Source organism: Butyrivibrio sp. MC2013, from assembly GCF_000424585.1.
GTDB lineage: Bacteria > Bacillota > Clostridia > Lachnospirales > Lachnospiraceae > Butyrivibrio.
On the sequence record NZ_AUKE01000021.1, the window covers coordinates 47,082 to 61,370 of the forward strand.

Genomic DNA, 14,289 nt, shown 5'->3' on the forward strand with positions numbered 1-14,289 from the left:
CGACCCATGCCGGAGCAAATCCTACCAGATTATATTTTTCTCAGATAAAAAATCCTCCGCTTTACATCCTATATCTTCAGCGGATTGTCTTATTGCCATCGAATGAGTAAGAGCTGCGATACCACCTTTCGCGGCTGAATAGCTCTCTGTCTGAGGCTGGCTCATCCGGTCTCTTGAAGATGCAATATTTATAACACAGGCCCCCTTTGCAAAATACGGCATGAAGAGCTTTGTAAGATAAAATGGAGCTGTAACTCCAACAGACAGTGCGTATTGAAATTCTTCATAACTGCACTCATCAATCCCCTTCATTGCAGGTAGTGCATTATTTATCAGGAAGTCCACATGCCCGGATTCTTCAATAACACTTTTGGCAAATGCCTCTAACGTCTCCTTGTCTGCCACATCTCCGACAAACCAGTCACCAGGCTTTATATCAATGCCTTCATTTTGTCCTTTGCCATCTTTTTTATCCCTCTATCACTCCACACATGAGCTTCGACATATCTCTCAGGACCATATTCCCCATCTGGGTTCCAGTCTTGGGGAAGGCCGTACTTTTTAATCACTTCTATTATCTCGTCATATGTGTAGAGCTTCTTTCTGTACTCTTTTCCATCATTGACCCGGTTACTGAATGTTGGATGAGAATCTCCATAGGTAAAAGAAACTGTGCTCAGATCCAAGTCTGCTGTATCTATCACTATATGATCACAGTCTTCGAACCAGCTCTGTAACCACGGACATTCACCAATCACCAGATAATGAGGGGCTTTCCGTTCGATCTTCCCACCCTTTTTCTGGAACTCGGTTCTTAGTATCTCTTCGAACCGCCTTCTATCCGCAATGTAACTGTCTTGCCTTTTGGCGCACATGGTTTCAGGCTTTTCGGCCTTTATAGTCAGAAGCAACTTTTGGGCTTCTTCTTCGCTTAGATCCGACAGATTCCGAAATGGGCCTGTTTTCTTATCAAAATAATGGTATAAAAGCATTGTATCCCCCTGACATAAATCAATTATTTTCCGAGATAACGTTCCACCGTTCATCTCGAAAAATTCGAATCTGTTTAATTCTTTGAATATATCACTACAAAACTTTTTCCTTTTGCAATATCCTTAACCTGAATATTATCAAAACCAGCTTGTTTCCCAATGGCTACCAATTGTTCAGGCTCAAACTTCTTGAAACCTTTTTTTGTATACGCTAAATCATCAAGAAATTCTTTCGTATAAACAACATTGTAAAATGAACCTCCTGCCTTTAATACTCTGTAAATCTCTGAAAGACCTTTTACAGCATCTCTCCAAAAATATACAGTATTTATTGATGAGACTGCAAAAAAGGAATCATCATCGTAAGGTAAATCACAACAATCTCCTATCTGCAAATGCAATTTTCCCTGCTTCGCTGCCGTTTTATTTCTCTCTGTAGCCTGTTTTAGCATATCCGCAGAAATATCAATTCCATATAAGTCAGATTTTGTTTTTTTATATAAGTACTTCAAGAGATAACCATTCCCGTACCCAATATCCATAACTTTGTCATCAGATTTAGCCTCAATTAAATCAACTGTCTTTTTATACATTGATTTGTTTATTACATTCATAATGACACAACAGATTCTTCCGACAAAGCCATGTGGATTTCCAAACTGGCTTCCTATGTATTCTGCAAATTTACTCATAACAGCACTCTCCGATTAATGTCTCATCGTATATCTGCTTTTCTATAACAGAATAGTATCGACTGCTTTTTTTATCACCATACGTCAAAAAATTCACTTTTCTTCACCCAATCCCGATTCTTGTCAATTATGCAGTGATTCAATCTTCAAATACCAACCATTGATTCATTCCGGCTCCTGCATCCTCATTCGGGCGTTCCACGAATCCGAGTTTTGCATAGAAGGGTTCTTTCCCTTTAGCAGAATTAAGATTAAGATTCACCATATAGCCTGGCTTCATATCTGCCTTAATCCTATTTATTACAGCTTCAACCAGTTTTTTTCCTATTCCCTGTCCCTGATATTCCGGAATAACGATTACATCTGACAGAAAAGCCACATATCCTCCATCCCAGGATAATCTTACAACACCTATTGCTCTTTCATCATCCCTGACACAAAGAACCATATACGCGTTCTCAACACAATTCTTAGCTTCTTCAAGCGGAAATAGCCTCCATCCGACCAATTTACGTAATTCCAGGTATTCCTCAGGAGAAATATAATCATCGTATCTAATCATTTATTATCCTCACCCTTATTTCCTTATTCTGGAATATATTCCGGTATAACTTATTATCCGGCATTAAATCTCTTATTCGTTAATCCGCTATACTTTATCTGCCAACTTATTCAGCACCGTCTCCAGTGTATTGATTTCGGAAGGAGTGAGTCCCTTATATAGGTCAGCCAGGCGGTCTGTGTTGGCTGCTGTAATAGCCTTATACTTTTCCCATCCCTCCTGGGTCAGGTAAAGTTTCTTTAAACGCTTATCATCTGCATTTTTCTTTATTGCGATCAAGCCCTCGTTTTCAAGAAGCTTTACGTTTCTCGCAATGGCAGCCTTATCAATGCACAAAAGTGAGGCGATACCTTCCTGTGTGATCCCTTCCGATGCACCTATATTTGATATCACAACACTTTCCGAAAAGGAAAGGCCTAAATCCTTTAAGAAGCTATTTGCATAATTCAAATAGCTTCTATACAGGATTCCAACATTTTGAAAAATGTTTCTATCCATTCTCTGCCTCCAAGAAAAAATCTTCTACAATGGCGATAAACTGGTCCGGTACCTCAAGATTTGTTACGTGGCCCGAGTCCACATATAAGTATTTTCCATCGCTGAGGCAACCCATGGCCACTTCTGCCATTTCCTTTGACATCGCCCCATCCAGGGTTCCATCTGCCAGATAACCTGTGTTGGCCTGAATCAACAACACCGGACAGTCTATCTTCTTTAGCGCTTCCTCATGATCGAAATCCTCATTCCAAGTGCCATCATAGAAGGCCGCTCCAAAAGTTGGATCATAATAGTCCAGCCCACGCAGCATTTCCTGAACTGACACAGGCATGAAGGCAATCTCAAGAGGCTCATCACTGTGGAAGGTGCGATAGATGGTCACCATACCCTTAATTAGTTTTTCTGCTCCCGGAAACACATATGTGGCAAAGAACTGCTTGCTGTTATCAATCCAGTACATGAGGTAATCGCCATCATAGTTCTCTGACTCCAAAGCATTGTGGCTCTGGGTAAAAGCTTTATTGGCAACAGTTGTCTTAACAGCAGGATTATTATATGCTGCAACATAAATGATCAGTCCACACAATATCAGTATGAGTGCGCAGATCAGTATCAAAATAAATCTTACCACTTTTTTCATTTCTTGATATCCACAAACAAATTGACTGAGTCAACCATACAATAATTTGTTGACTCAGTCAAGTATTTCGGGAATATTTTTTATCCAAGTTTGATAACCCGGAAAATAATTTTTCTTTGCTTTATTTTATTGACTATCTTGTATGTGCGAATGTGACAACATAGTACTGCATATAAATCCCTCCTCGTTATAGTCCGCAGTATTTCAGGCTCTTTTCCCAAAGTTCGTTCCTGTTTTCCTTAACATAGGAAAGCGCAGATGATTCTTTTATATTTGTACTACGGTCAAAATATTTACCAGAAATGTTACTGAACTGTTCATCTGTTGCTATCTGGAAAAGAGCTTCTGAAGACTTTTCAAGTTCTCCATATCTGTCTGGCATAGTTGTCTTTACCACAAGAGCCCTTGCCTTATCAGCATGGCCACCTGAGAAATTAGTTGCAGCCATAAATCCGGGATTAAAAGAGTTTACTGTAATACTATCCCCACTTTTTATAAATTCTTCATCTAACTTAAGGGTAAGATAGATGGCAGCCAACTTTGAGTAAGCATAGTTTTTCCTGTCGCCTACTGCTTCATAGGCAATATAATCTGCACCCTTCCATTCAATGCCTCCGGGAGGATTATGCATGTCACTGGTAACATTAATAATGCGACCATCTGCCGCAAAATGTGGAAGCAGAAGCTGTATCAAAAGAAAATGGCCAAGATAATTGGTAGCAAACACAATCTCAAACCCTTCTTCTGTCATGCCGCTGTCTCTCATTGATGAAATACCTGCATTATTGATAAGTACATCCACAGTGCCATACTCATTTATATATTTATCCGTAAAAGCTCTTACAGATGAAAGTGAAGATGTATCCAGCTTCATGCTTACAATGTTTTCATTGCCAGTCGAAGCTGAAATGTCTACCCTTGCCTGAGATGCCTTTACATCGTTTCTGCAGGCAAGGATAACTCTGTAATCACGAGATTTTGCAATCTTTTTGGCCGTTTCAAACCCAAGTCCTGAATTTGCACCGGTAATTATCACGTTTTTCACTGTCAAACCTTCCTTCATCCTTATGGTACTGTCTCCCGACACTAGAAGGCTTTAGCCTTAATTGTTCAAGTCAAGTACCTTTTTTAGTAGCCTTATCAATTCTTTAGTCTCGTCGCTCTGCAGATTTTTAGTCATCTCTTTTTCAATATCTGTTCCTACTGCTTCCAGCTCCTTTTGCCTTGCGTATGCTTCCTTAGTTGGAACAATATACCTGCTCCTTGTATTATTGGGATTGGTCCTATACTCTATAAATCCCTTTTTCTCAAGATTCTGTACAATACCGATGGTCGTAGGATGTGACATTGAATAAAATTTCTCAAGGTCAACAATCCTGACTCCATTGTCTGCCTCTTCAAACAGATATTTCATAACTTTATACTGCGCACCGGTCAGCTCAAACTTTTCCAAATATGAATTACATACTCTGTCAAACTCAAGGGATGCCTTTTTTATCAATATCGCTGCTTTGTCTATATTCATGACTGTTCTTCTCCTGTTCTGGTTCTTATATTATCCTGCATGCTTTTCCAAAAACGATATCAGTTCAGGGTTGTCACCATAAAAGCTTACCTGAAGTGCATTTCTAAAATCCAAAGCCATTACGCCTAAGATCGATTTTGCATCCAGCAGGATATGACCGCAGGAAATGTTTACATCAAAGTCGCAATCATTTGCCAGTTTTACTAATTTCCTGGCATCTTCAATATTTAGTTTTATATTGTTTATTACATGCTCATTCATAAACCGCACCTCTTTAATCATCGTAGGATACGACGTTATTGTATAGTAGGATGCGACGAATGTCAAGTCTATTGCAACAAAAATAAAGCACTGTAGTTTATACAGCGCTTCTTTTATCTCATCTTCAATATGTTCAAAGGTCTCATAATTCATGAAAATAAGGGCAAATATTTTCATAATGTCCATCTTTCATTCTGAATCCGCCCGGAATAGTTCCAAGCTGCTTGAATCCGAGGCGTTCATATAAATGCCTGGCATGTATATTACTCTCAACAACAGCATTAAACTGAAGTACTCTAAATCCCAGCTCATTCCCCTTCTTAAGGCAGTCCAAAACCAACTGCTCTCCAATATGCTTACCACGGGCATCTGATGAAACAGCGTAGCTTGCATTACAGATATGTCCGCATCTTCCAACATTATTAGGATGCAAGATATATAGCCCAAGTACCTTGCCATGACCTGCTTGGAAAAGAGTTTTATATGAAGCTTTTCCCAATTCTTTTGGCAGACAATGGCACGGAATTTTCAAATCCTGAAGCACTTGAGTTTGGACCGGATGGCGAGCGCCGTTCATGGGTGTTTTACTGCAATCCCTCCGCACCTAATGAGAAGGGTGCCTGCGAGAATAACCATGAATTCATAAGAAGAGTGATACCCAAAGGCAAGGATATCGGTAAATACTCCCAGGAGCAGATCAATCTCATGATGAACCATATCAATTCCTATTCACGTCCTGAGCTCGGTAACAAGCCCCCATATGCCATACTTGCCTTTCATTACGGAAATAGACTTCTTAAGAAACTAGGTTTTGAGAGAATTCAGCCTAATGACATCATCCTCAAACCATCACTTCTTAGGAAGCATGACTAATTGCAGCATTATCCGGAGCGGGAACGGAGTCAAGGGGACGCGTCCCCTTGCTGGCTCTTAGGGCAGCGCCCTAAGCCCCCGGAGGGCATTAAGGCTGATAAAACGTATATTTTCAGCCAGTAGTTATTTTATTCCGAGGTTTCTGCGTAGCAGGAACTTCCATTTCAATGAAAAAAGCCGGAGTTCTGCACAGTTGGATGACTTTCATACCTATCTCTATTAGGGGTGGAATTCACTAACTCTTAACAGGACAACGTGAACTCGACTTCTGATTGTCATGCACAGATTTCCGACTTTTTGGCTATTATAGCCTCAAATGTGGATAAAATCAACTATTTTTAGAACAAGTAAAATCCACCCTGTGGAATTTACTTCTACAAGGTGGAAGTTAGTCTTACAAAGTGGAATTAACTTTTACAATTGACCATAATCGACAATCAGCTTCTTTTACGGGATCTCTATCATGAAAATGTATTTTCTCTTTTTACAAAAGTGTTTCTATATGCACAAACTTGAAGTTGTGCGATTAACTTCCGGTATAATGCTCATTCCAACAAACTGGAATTGTTAGCACTCTGTCTTATTGCACCGGAGGCATAAAGCATAAAATGCAATCGCCAGAAACTGTGATACCACAGACACAGTGACAAGATACACAGGATTCAAATCATACAGGGCACCGAGAAGCCAACTGCCCAGAAACCACGCAATACCAAATCCTGTCTCAAATATTCCGAAACCGGTGCTTCGCATGGAACGCGGGACGATTCCGCTGACAGCTGCTTTCATAATACTTTCCTGCGCACCCATTCCAATCCCCCACAGAATTATCCCAGCTCCGATCAACCAGGCATTTCCAGTCATAAAAACAAAACATGAGAAGAATGTGCTGCATAGTGTGGAAATGATCAGAGCCTTCAGCCCGACCTTATCATAAAGCCAACCAAAGAATAGTGCAGCAAAGGCATCCACAGCCATTGCCCCAGCATATAGCAGGCTGAGCATGGATTCATTAAATGCTCCGGTATTAGCCGAATGAAGTGTGATCAGGGTGAAGTCTGCAAAGCCAAAAGCAAAAAAGCAGATGGCCGCCATGAACAGAACAAATGACTTCCTGAATTCAAAGCTTGCCGGTTTATCTTCCTGCTTTTCAAAGATCTCCGGATCAGGGTATCTTATCTTTGCTGTCAAAACAAGAGCTATGGTGATCATTGCAGGAACAAGCAGTATCGCAAAAGAGATCCTATACGTTGTAAAAAGGTCGTCTGTACCTTTTACAAGAGCTGTTACAAAAAGCAGTACCGGTCCGAGAAACGCGCCAAGCTGATCCAGAAACTCCTGATAGGCAAAGCCTTTTCCGGTTCCGATCTCGCTTGCCGCAAAGCTTACCAATGTGTTTTTGGCAGGCTTTTTTATCGCTTTTCCGATACGCTCCATGATCACAAGACCGCAGGCCCAAATCCAGCCATGTTCAGGTACGAGTGCCAGTGCAGGAATCGCCAGAGCCTGTATTACATAGCCTGTGATAACAAATGTCCAGTATTTCTTCGTTTTATCTGCTATAAATCCGGATATGAGCCTTAGTGAATACCCGCACAATTCTCCTATACCGGACACAAATCCTATGGTTGCAGCGGATGCCCCTGCGAGGTTCAGATATTCGCCCAATATGCTTCTGGCGCCTTCATGAGTCATGTCCGAAAACAGACTTACGATTCCCATCAGGGTTATAAATATTATAGCGCCAGACAAAGCCCTTTTTTTATCCATGTTCTACTCCACTAATCCCGATTTGCTTATTTCATTATCCTGGAATATAATTTGCCTCTAAAAACTGCGATTCTTAATTATTCTATCATGAGCAACACAAATGTAAAAAGGGAGAAATGTATCTCCCTTTAATACCGATAATTTCTTTCTTTTTATGAAATTATGCCAGTTTATCCAAAAGCTCATCTATATCACTGTTAATGCATACGCTCCTATCTTCTATCTCTTTGGGACAGTATGCCTCTTTGTAATTCAAGCATGCATATGTAGCTTTTTCATTTTCCATTGTCATTTGCCAGAATGGATACTTAATTATTACTGGTGTATTGCTGCCTACCCCAAGTTCCAGGAAAAGCACATGCAGATTTTCATGTCTTCTAAGGAAATCAGAATAAGCCGCTGATGCTCTATGCCAGCCTCCATCTTCAAGGAATGTATCATCACTTCTAAGATTCATGGTGACATCACTTCCATCAATCGGACACTTTGGAATCAAACTGCTGTCAATTTCCATTCTGACCACGCCGCCAGATGGTATTGCAAAAATTCCATTCCCATCCTTAACAAATCCCTGAGATTTCATGGCATTCATCACCCAGTCTTCATTATCAAAGTTTTCCCTAATTGCCGGATTCAAACTTTGAAACAGACCAAAATCTCCCTGAGTGTAAAATAATCTTTTCTTATCAAAGCCTGCTTTCTGAAAGCAATGATCCACGTTTGTAGTAATCACAAAGTAATCTTTATCCTTAACAAGGTTATAAAGCTTTATATAAGTATCTTTAGGTGCATCAAGGTATCTGTTGATGTAGATATATCTTGACCAATATGCCCAAAACTCTTCCTTGGTTTTGTATGGGTAAAACCCGCCTGAATACATGTCCTGAAAACCATATTTTTCTTCAAAATCAGAAAACCACTTTTTAAACCGGTCTCCACTGTACGTAAACCCTGCGGAAGTAGAAAGTCCTGCCCCGGCTCCAATAACAATAGCATCAGCTGTCTTTATTTCTTCTTTTAATCTGTCAAGCTGCTCTATATCATCATCTTTCCCAAGGGACATACCGCTGTTAAAGCTATGTATGGCACTTAAACCTTTTTTTATTGTATCCTGATAGCCATTTGGCTGAAACGATCTGATCTTAGTCGTTGTCATTATAAAACACTCCTTACAGCTTAACCATTTAACAGTTTTTCATATATTTCAAAATCAATGTCCTTAAAAACATTGAAAACAATCTTCATCTCACTGCCCGTCTCATCAAGCCAGTTTTTAACTGTCTCTACAGCAATCTCAGCAGCTCTCTGATTTGGGAACATAAATACTCCAGTAGAGATACAGCAAAAAGCTATCTCAGTAACTCCATTCTTATCCGCAAGATCAAGGCACGACTTATAGCAAGAAGCAAGCAAATCTTCATGCTTCTTTGTTAATGGTCCCTGAACAATTGGTCCAACTGTATGAAGAATATAATCACATGGTAGGTTGTATGCTGGAGTTATTTTGGCTTGTCCTGTAGGTTCCGGATGTCCCTGCTTTTTCATTATTCTAAAACATTCGCCGCGAAGCTGAATCCCAGATTTCGAGTGTATAATGTTATCTGCGCAGGAATGAAGTGGCTGAAAACAACCACACATACGGTCATTGGCAGGATTCGTGATTGCTGAAATCCTTAATGCAGTTATATCTCCCTGCCAAAGATATAATCTGTCATCGTTTTTGGTAGGAGTTAAATCATTCACATCTGTAATTTTTACAGAATTATTCTCTTCTTTTAGATATTCATCCTGAATATCAAGAAATTCCTGACTAATAGGCTTAGGTTCTCTAACATTCATAAGTGCTCTGAGCATATCTTTCTGCTCATTAGTATCATTAGGAATTGTATAGCCTTTATAATTTAAATCTTCATCCAGCAATTGCTGAATCATCCATACTCTTTGCTCAGCATGATTCAAGAAAATCAACTCCTTTCTCTTCTGCCAATCTCTTAAATTCTCGGAACCTTTCCTTAGATGGAAACGCTATTTTTCCTCTAACTTTGCCCTCACGTTCCCATCTACTAATCGTCTCAACAGAAACTCCAACGAGCTCTGAAAATGCACGCTGTGACATTCCATATACATTTCTAAGAGACTTTATCTTAGCTCCAAATCCGTTTTGGCAAAAAACTTCATAATCATCAACCTTGGCCAGTTCCTCATCTATTGTGTCTAAATCAATCCCATGTTCTATAGCTACTTGTTTGATTTTTTCAAAATTTTCTCTTCCCGGTCTTCTGATTGTTCCTCTTTGAACTAATTCAGACTCCCAGATAAAAATGGTTTGTCTGCTTACTCCAATAACTTCTGCATACTTTTCTGCCGACATTCCACAGATATTTCTGATATATCTTAATTTCTTTCCACAACCTGTTACACAGAACCTATCGTAATCATCTTTGAATACATCAGGATTGTCATCTAAACTTTCAAGATTGATTTCTTTTGCTTCTGCAAGTTTCTTTAACTCATCGAAATACTGGCGCCCCATGATACATTGTCCTCGTTCCCATGTACAAACAGCATTTCCTGAACAACCTAGCATTTTACCAAAGTCATCAGTAAAAGCTCTGTACTGCAACCTAATATATCTAATCTTAGCGCCACTATTCTTCTCTACAAATCTTGAATACTCGTCCTTATAATAATCCGGATTAGCATTTAGCTTGTTAATGTCTATACCCTTTGCTTCTGCCACAAACTTTATCCTATTATAGGCCTTTCGAAGCGGTTTCTCAGTCATGGATTCCCAATTACATGATGATGTCCCACTTGTATATCCAATCATATTACAAAACTCTGTCTGTGTTACACCATAAACAGAACGGATATATTTTATTTTTTTACCATAGTCTCCTGTTAAGAACAGTTCATAATCATCGATGAAGCTGTCTGGATCACTATTAAGACGGTTAATATCTATATTTTTTTCTTCAGCAATTTCTTTCAGTTTGTAATAGAATACTGAACTTGGATGGTACTCACCAATTTCTGCTTCCCAGCAGGATAAAGTCGATCGGGTAACACCAATCATTTTAGAAAACTCTTCCTGAGTTGCGTCACAAGCTCGTCGAATAATTCTTATCTTCTCTCCATAACCTGAAGCACAAAACCTTGCACTTTCATCAATAAAGATATCTGGTTCAACGTCAAGTGCATTTCCAAGTTTCAATGCATCATCAAAATGGATTGGGTTAAATCCATTTTCAAGATTAAACAAAGCCCCTGGAGCAATTTCTAATTTATCAGCAAGTTCTTTTCTACTAATTCCTTTTTGTCTTCTTATAAATTCCAGTTTAATTCCTGGCCTAGCGTCTTCATCCGGCATAAGCATAGGTAATGCAATGTTTACGAGCACCTTGCCATTCTTTTGTTGTATACCTGTGTGATTGAGGTAGGTGCCGCTTTATCTATGCAAGTATGCATCGGAACAAAACAACCAAGCATCTGCGAATTAGCGGCATTAACAATAGCATCCACCGAAAGTCTTGTGATATCCCCTTGCCAAATAGAAAGTCCATCCCTGATAACCGGGATGTCTGATAGATTCACCACACCCTTTTCAGCTGCTCTCTCTAATAAATATTCATCCTGTACTTTCATTACATCAGAGGACAATTCTTTCGGCATACGGATATTCATAAGCGACCTTAAGATTCGTCTTTTATCTTCCGTACTATTTGGCGTCTGTAATTCCTTATATTCATCTGAATCTGCCTTGAACTCTTCTACAAGATAATCAAGACGTTCTTCCTGTGTAGTATTCTTTGACATAGCCTTCATCTCCTAACTACTGCCCCAGCAGGACAGGTATTCAAACAATTACCACAGTGCAGACAATGTTCCTGCTCTATGACATACGGAATCCCGGTAGTAATGATACAGCTCTGGGGACAAACAGATAAGCAGCTTCCGCATCCGATACAACTGTCCGTAATATAATATCCTTCTGTTTTCTTTTCTGACCCACCAAATGTAAATGAAGCTCTCTCTATCGGCTTCTTTGAAAGATCAAACCACTCACCGTTTCCTTCAAATATCTGAAATACCGTAAGTGCCTTCATGGATTCTTCCGTCGGATAGATCTGATGCATATAAGGATTCTTCTCAAACAGTTCCGGTATCCTGTCGTAGCCAAGTTCACGAACCTTGCCTCTGATGGATACTGCGATGCTTGACATTGTATCTTCGCCCTTCATGGCTGTAAAAGCAAGGAATCCTCTTTTTTTCAGTCTGTCATAAACCCCCTTTCCTTTTGCGGTAAGGAAGTACAGGCTGACATCTCAACAACAGCATTAAACTGAAGTACTCTAAATCCCAGCTCATTGCCCTTCTTAAGACAGTCCAATACCAACTGCTCTCCAATATGCTTACCACGGGCATCTGATGAAACAGCGTAGCTTGCATTACAGATATGTCCGCATCTTCCAACTGATTTTCAAATTCATCTCAAATACTCCGTTTCTATTTCTTCAATGCTGCGTCTCAAATACTTCTCCTATATCACCATCAATGCATATACTTCTATCTGCAATTTCCTCTGGGCAGAATGATTCACCATAATTTAAGCAGGCATATACCGCTTTCTCATTTGCCAGCGTCATCTGCCAGAACGGATACTTTATTATTACGGGCGTATTAGCTCCTACTCCCAATTCAAGATCCTGTATTTGTAGTCCTCACTAAAGAGCCAACAGCGGAGCTCTCCAAAATCCATGACAGGATGCCACTTATGCTACCCAAAGAAAGGATAGATGCCTGGATCAGCCCTGAATCAAATCCAGATGAAATTGTTCCGTTTGCTTTGTCAGATATGATTATAGAAAAAGCTGAAGGTTAATCCCTCAGCTTTTCCACATTTCTTATTATCCAAGCAGTAATTCCGCAGCCTTTGTTGCATGAATTAATGTCGTATCATAAATAGGAAGCACTGAGTTTTCTTCTTTTATCAGCAATCCAATTTCTGTACATCCAAGGATTACAGCCTGTGCTCCTTTATCTTTTAACTTTCCTATTATTTCACTGAATTTTTTCTGAGAATCTTTATTGATAACACCTACACATAACTCGTCAAAAATCACGTGGTTTACAATTTCTATATCCTCCTCGTCCGGAATAAACACCTCAAAGCCTCTATCAATCAGTTTCGATTTATAGAAATCCTGTGTCATGGTATATTTTGTTCCCAACAGAGCTACCTTCGATACTTTATCCCTTTCAAGTGAATCTGCTGTAGCATCAGCTATATGTACAATTGGTACCGAAATCATATTCTGAATCTGAGGTACTACTTTATGCATTGTATTTGTACATATTAGAATAAAATCAGCTCCTGCAAGTTCTAGTTTCTTTGCTGCATTTCCTAATATCTCTGCGCTCTTATCCCATTGACCACTTGATTGACATTTTTCTATTTCGTCAAATTCAACACTGTATAAAATGATCTGCGCAGAATGCAAACCTCCCAGCTTTTCCTTAACTATTTCATTTATGATTTTGTAATATGGGATTGTGCTCTCCCAACTCATTCCACCAATTAATCCAACTGTCTTCAAATCTTATGCCTCCATTCTTACTCGTTTCTCCATCTTCACATGAGGAATCCCATCTTCCATAAATGGCTCTGATACCACCTCAAAGCCTTCTTTTGCATAGTAACCTATGGCATATTCCTGGGCCTCCAGGTATATCTTCTTAGCCTTTAGCTGCTCAGTAGCTATCCTTACACCTTCATGAAGGATCCTTCCTCCGATGCCTTTGCCATGTTCCAGGGTAACAACTCTTCCAATCTGTGCCACACCGGAAGCTTCATCGTGGTCTTTCCAGAATACCCTGAGGCACCCTGCAACTCTTCCGGAATTGTTATAGCAAAAGACATGTATCGCATCCTGATCCTTGTCATCCATATCCTGATAAATGCACTCCTGCTCTGTGACAAAAATTTCAAACCTTGTCTTTAATATCTCATAAAGCTCTATGGTACTGAGCTCATTAAAATGCTTAACTATCAAATCCATTCAGTATCTTCATTATCTCCTTGTTTCTTTCAAGCATGTTATAAATGCCATCCTCTGATAGCACTCCCCTTTTAAGCCTCTTTTCGTAGTATTCTTCCCAGGTCATAAGACATTACTGTTGCTAATTCCTTCCGCTGTCACAGCCTTACTCTCACTCGCTGTCACAAACCTTTTCATTTTTCTGTCATAAGTTTGGAGAGGTTTGTGCGGCATCAGCCGCACTCCTCTTTATGATATTTCTCAATCCATCTGTCTGCCTCTGCAATGGCTCTTGCTATTGCTTTTGCATTATCCTGGTTCAGGTTCGTATACTTTTTGAGCCGCTCCTCATTCCAAAACACATCTCTTAGTCCTGCCAGTTCACTCCCGATATTCCAGTTCGGTATACATATATAGTTTCCATCTCTATGCTCGCCA

The 14,289-nt window shown here is 39.7% G+C and carries 21 protein-coding genes and 3 pseudogenes; 2 read left to right on the plus strand and 22 right to left on the minus strand.

What is annotated here, in order from left to right; translation table 11 throughout:
- Positions 1 to 21: 21 nt before the first annotated feature.
- The 10 genes and pseudogenes from G636_RS18315 to G636_RS18335 form a co-directional block, all read right to left on the minus strand.
- Positions 22 to 441, minus strand: a complete 420-nt coding sequence (locus G636_RS18315) for an SDR family NAD(P)-dependent oxidoreductase (protein ID WP_081668401.1) — start codon at positions 439 to 441, stop codon at positions 22 to 24.
- Positions 432 to 1,046 (minus strand): hypothetical protein, encoded by a 615-nt coding sequence (locus G636_RS0111430; protein ID WP_330363970.1) that lies wholly within the window; start codon positions 1,044 to 1,046, stop codon positions 432 to 434. The genes G636_RS18315 and G636_RS0111430 overlap by 10 nt, the downstream gene beginning before the upstream one ends.
- 20 nt (positions 1,047 to 1,066) lie before the next feature.
- A complete protein-coding gene (locus G636_RS18320; RefSeq protein ID WP_051226941.1) occupies positions 1,067 to 1,684 on the minus strand; it encodes a class I SAM-dependent methyltransferase in 618 nt (205 codons plus the stop codon).
- Between the two features lie 139 nt (positions 1,685 to 1,823).
- A complete protein-coding gene (locus G636_RS0111440) occupies positions 1,824 to 2,246 on the minus strand; it encodes a GNAT family N-acetyltransferase (protein WP_026508172.1) in 423 nt (140 codons plus the stop codon).
- Positions 2,247 to 2,333: 87 nt separating this feature from the next.
- Positions 2,334 to 2,744 carry a MarR family winged helix-turn-helix transcriptional regulator gene (locus tag G636_RS18325; protein ID WP_051226942.1) on the minus strand — a complete coding sequence of 137 codons (411 nt, stop codon included), beginning with the start codon at positions 2,742 to 2,744 and terminating at the stop codon, positions 2,334 to 2,336.
- Positions 2,737 to 3,384, minus strand: coding sequence for an alpha/beta fold hydrolase (locus G636_RS18330; RefSeq protein WP_051226944.1), 648 nt, complete (start codon positions 3,382 to 3,384; stop codon positions 2,737 to 2,739). Before G636_RS18330 ends, G636_RS18325 begins: the two co-directional genes overlap by 8 nt.
- 187 nt (positions 3,385 to 3,571) lie before the next feature.
- The gene (locus G636_RS0111455) at positions 3,572 to 4,429 is read right to left on the minus strand and encodes an SDR family NAD(P)-dependent oxidoreductase (RefSeq protein WP_051226948.1); all 858 of its coding nucleotides are present in this window, start codon (positions 4,427 to 4,429) and stop codon (positions 3,572 to 3,574) included.
- A 57-nt stretch (positions 4,430 to 4,486) separates the two neighbouring features.
- Positions 4,487 to 4,909, minus strand: coding sequence for a MarR family winged helix-turn-helix transcriptional regulator (locus tag G636_RS0111460; protein ID WP_026508174.1), 423 nt, complete (start codon positions 4,907 to 4,909; stop codon positions 4,487 to 4,489).
- A 30-nt stretch (positions 4,910 to 4,939) separates the two neighbouring features.
- Positions 4,940 to 5,170, minus strand: a complete 231-nt coding sequence (locus G636_RS20335) for an HPr family phosphocarrier protein (RefSeq protein ID WP_026508175.1) — start codon at positions 5,168 to 5,170, stop codon at positions 4,940 to 4,942.
- 142 nt (positions 5,171 to 5,312) lie between these two features.
- Positions 5,313 to 5,627 (minus strand): annotated as a pseudogene (locus G636_RS18335) (GNAT family N-acetyltransferase); the annotation flags it as partial.
- A 47-nt stretch (positions 5,628 to 5,674) separates the two neighbouring features.
- Here G636_RS18335 and G636_RS0111475 point away from each other — a divergent pair.
- Entirely contained in the window at positions 5,675 to 6,043 is a 369-nt protein-coding gene (locus G636_RS0111475) for a hypothetical protein (protein ID WP_196803100.1), read from the plus strand.
- 567 nt (positions 6,044 to 6,610) lie between these two features.
- On the opposite strand, the gene G636_RS0111480 is transcribed toward G636_RS0111475, so the two are convergent.
- The 8 genes and pseudogenes from G636_RS0111480 to G636_RS0111515 form a co-directional block, all read right to left on the minus strand.
- On the minus strand, positions 6,611 to 7,765 hold the full coding sequence (locus G636_RS0111480) for an MFS transporter (RefSeq protein ID WP_242826962.1): 1,155 nt from the start codon (positions 7,763 to 7,765) through the stop codon (positions 6,611 to 6,613).
- A gap of 208 nt (positions 7,766 to 7,973) precedes the next feature.
- Entirely contained in the window at positions 7,974 to 8,969 is a 996-nt protein-coding gene (locus G636_RS0111485) for an SIR2 family NAD-dependent protein deacylase (RefSeq protein ID WP_035779594.1), read from the minus strand.
- 20 nt (positions 8,970 to 8,989) lie between these two features.
- Positions 8,990 to 9,772, minus strand: a complete 783-nt coding sequence (locus G636_RS0111490; protein ID WP_026508179.1) for a protein-ADP-ribose hydrolase — start codon at positions 9,770 to 9,772, stop codon at positions 8,990 to 8,992.
- Positions 9,759 to 11,183 (minus strand): helix-turn-helix domain-containing protein, encoded by a 1,425-nt coding sequence (locus G636_RS0111495; RefSeq protein ID WP_196803101.1) that lies wholly within the window; start codon positions 11,181 to 11,183, stop codon positions 9,759 to 9,761. The genes G636_RS0111490 and G636_RS0111495 overlap by 14 nt, the downstream gene beginning before the upstream one ends.
- Positions 11,184 to 11,203: 20 nt before the next feature.
- Positions 11,204 to 11,629 carry a hypothetical protein gene (locus G636_RS18340; RefSeq protein ID WP_330363972.1) on the minus strand — a complete coding sequence of 142 codons (426 nt, stop codon included), beginning with the start codon at positions 11,627 to 11,629 and terminating at the stop codon, positions 11,204 to 11,206.
- Between the two features lie 5 nt (positions 11,630 to 11,634).
- Positions 11,635 to 12,054 (minus strand): 4Fe-4S binding protein, encoded by a 420-nt coding sequence (locus tag G636_RS18345; RefSeq protein ID WP_330363973.1) that lies wholly within the window; start codon positions 12,052 to 12,054, stop codon positions 11,635 to 11,637.
- A gap of 41 nt (positions 12,055 to 12,095) precedes the next feature.
- Positions 12,096 to 12,290 (minus strand): annotated as a pseudogene (locus tag G636_RS21195) (GNAT family N-acetyltransferase); the annotation flags it as partial.
- Positions 12,291 to 12,327: 37 nt separating this feature from the next.
- Positions 12,328 to 12,531 (minus strand): annotated as a pseudogene (locus tag G636_RS0111515) (hypothetical protein); the annotation flags it as partial.
- A 47-nt stretch (positions 12,532 to 12,578) separates the two neighbouring features.
- Between G636_RS0111515 and G636_RS21290 the strand changes: the two are divergent.
- Positions 12,579 to 12,695: a hypothetical protein gene (locus tag G636_RS21290; protein ID WP_442855994.1), complete on the plus strand. Its 117-nt coding sequence runs from the start codon at positions 12,579 to 12,581 to the stop codon at positions 12,693 to 12,695.
- Between the two features lie 25 nt (positions 12,696 to 12,720).
- Here G636_RS21290 and G636_RS0111525 read toward each other — a convergent pair whose 3' ends face one another.
- The 4 genes from G636_RS0111525 to G636_RS20565 all read right to left on the minus strand — a co-directional run.
- The gene (locus G636_RS0111525; protein WP_026508182.1) at positions 12,721 to 13,410 is read right to left on the minus strand and encodes an aspartate/glutamate racemase family protein; all 690 of its coding nucleotides are present in this window, start codon (positions 13,408 to 13,410) and stop codon (positions 12,721 to 12,723) included.
- A gap of 3 nt (positions 13,411 to 13,413) precedes the next feature.
- Complete coding sequence (locus G636_RS0111530) at positions 13,414 to 13,872, minus strand: GNAT family N-acetyltransferase (protein WP_026508183.1); 459 nt, start codon at positions 13,870 to 13,872, stop codon at positions 13,414 to 13,416.
- Positions 13,856 to 13,978, minus strand: coding sequence for a DUF4298 domain-containing protein (locus G636_RS20000; protein ID WP_081668408.1), 123 nt, complete (start codon positions 13,976 to 13,978; stop codon positions 13,856 to 13,858). The genes G636_RS0111530 and G636_RS20000 overlap by 17 nt, the downstream gene beginning before the upstream one ends.
- A gap of 106 nt (positions 13,979 to 14,084) precedes the next feature.
- The coding region (locus G636_RS20565; protein WP_035779595.1) for a DUF6618 family protein at positions 14,085 to 14,289 on the minus strand (205 nt) is incomplete at its 5' end.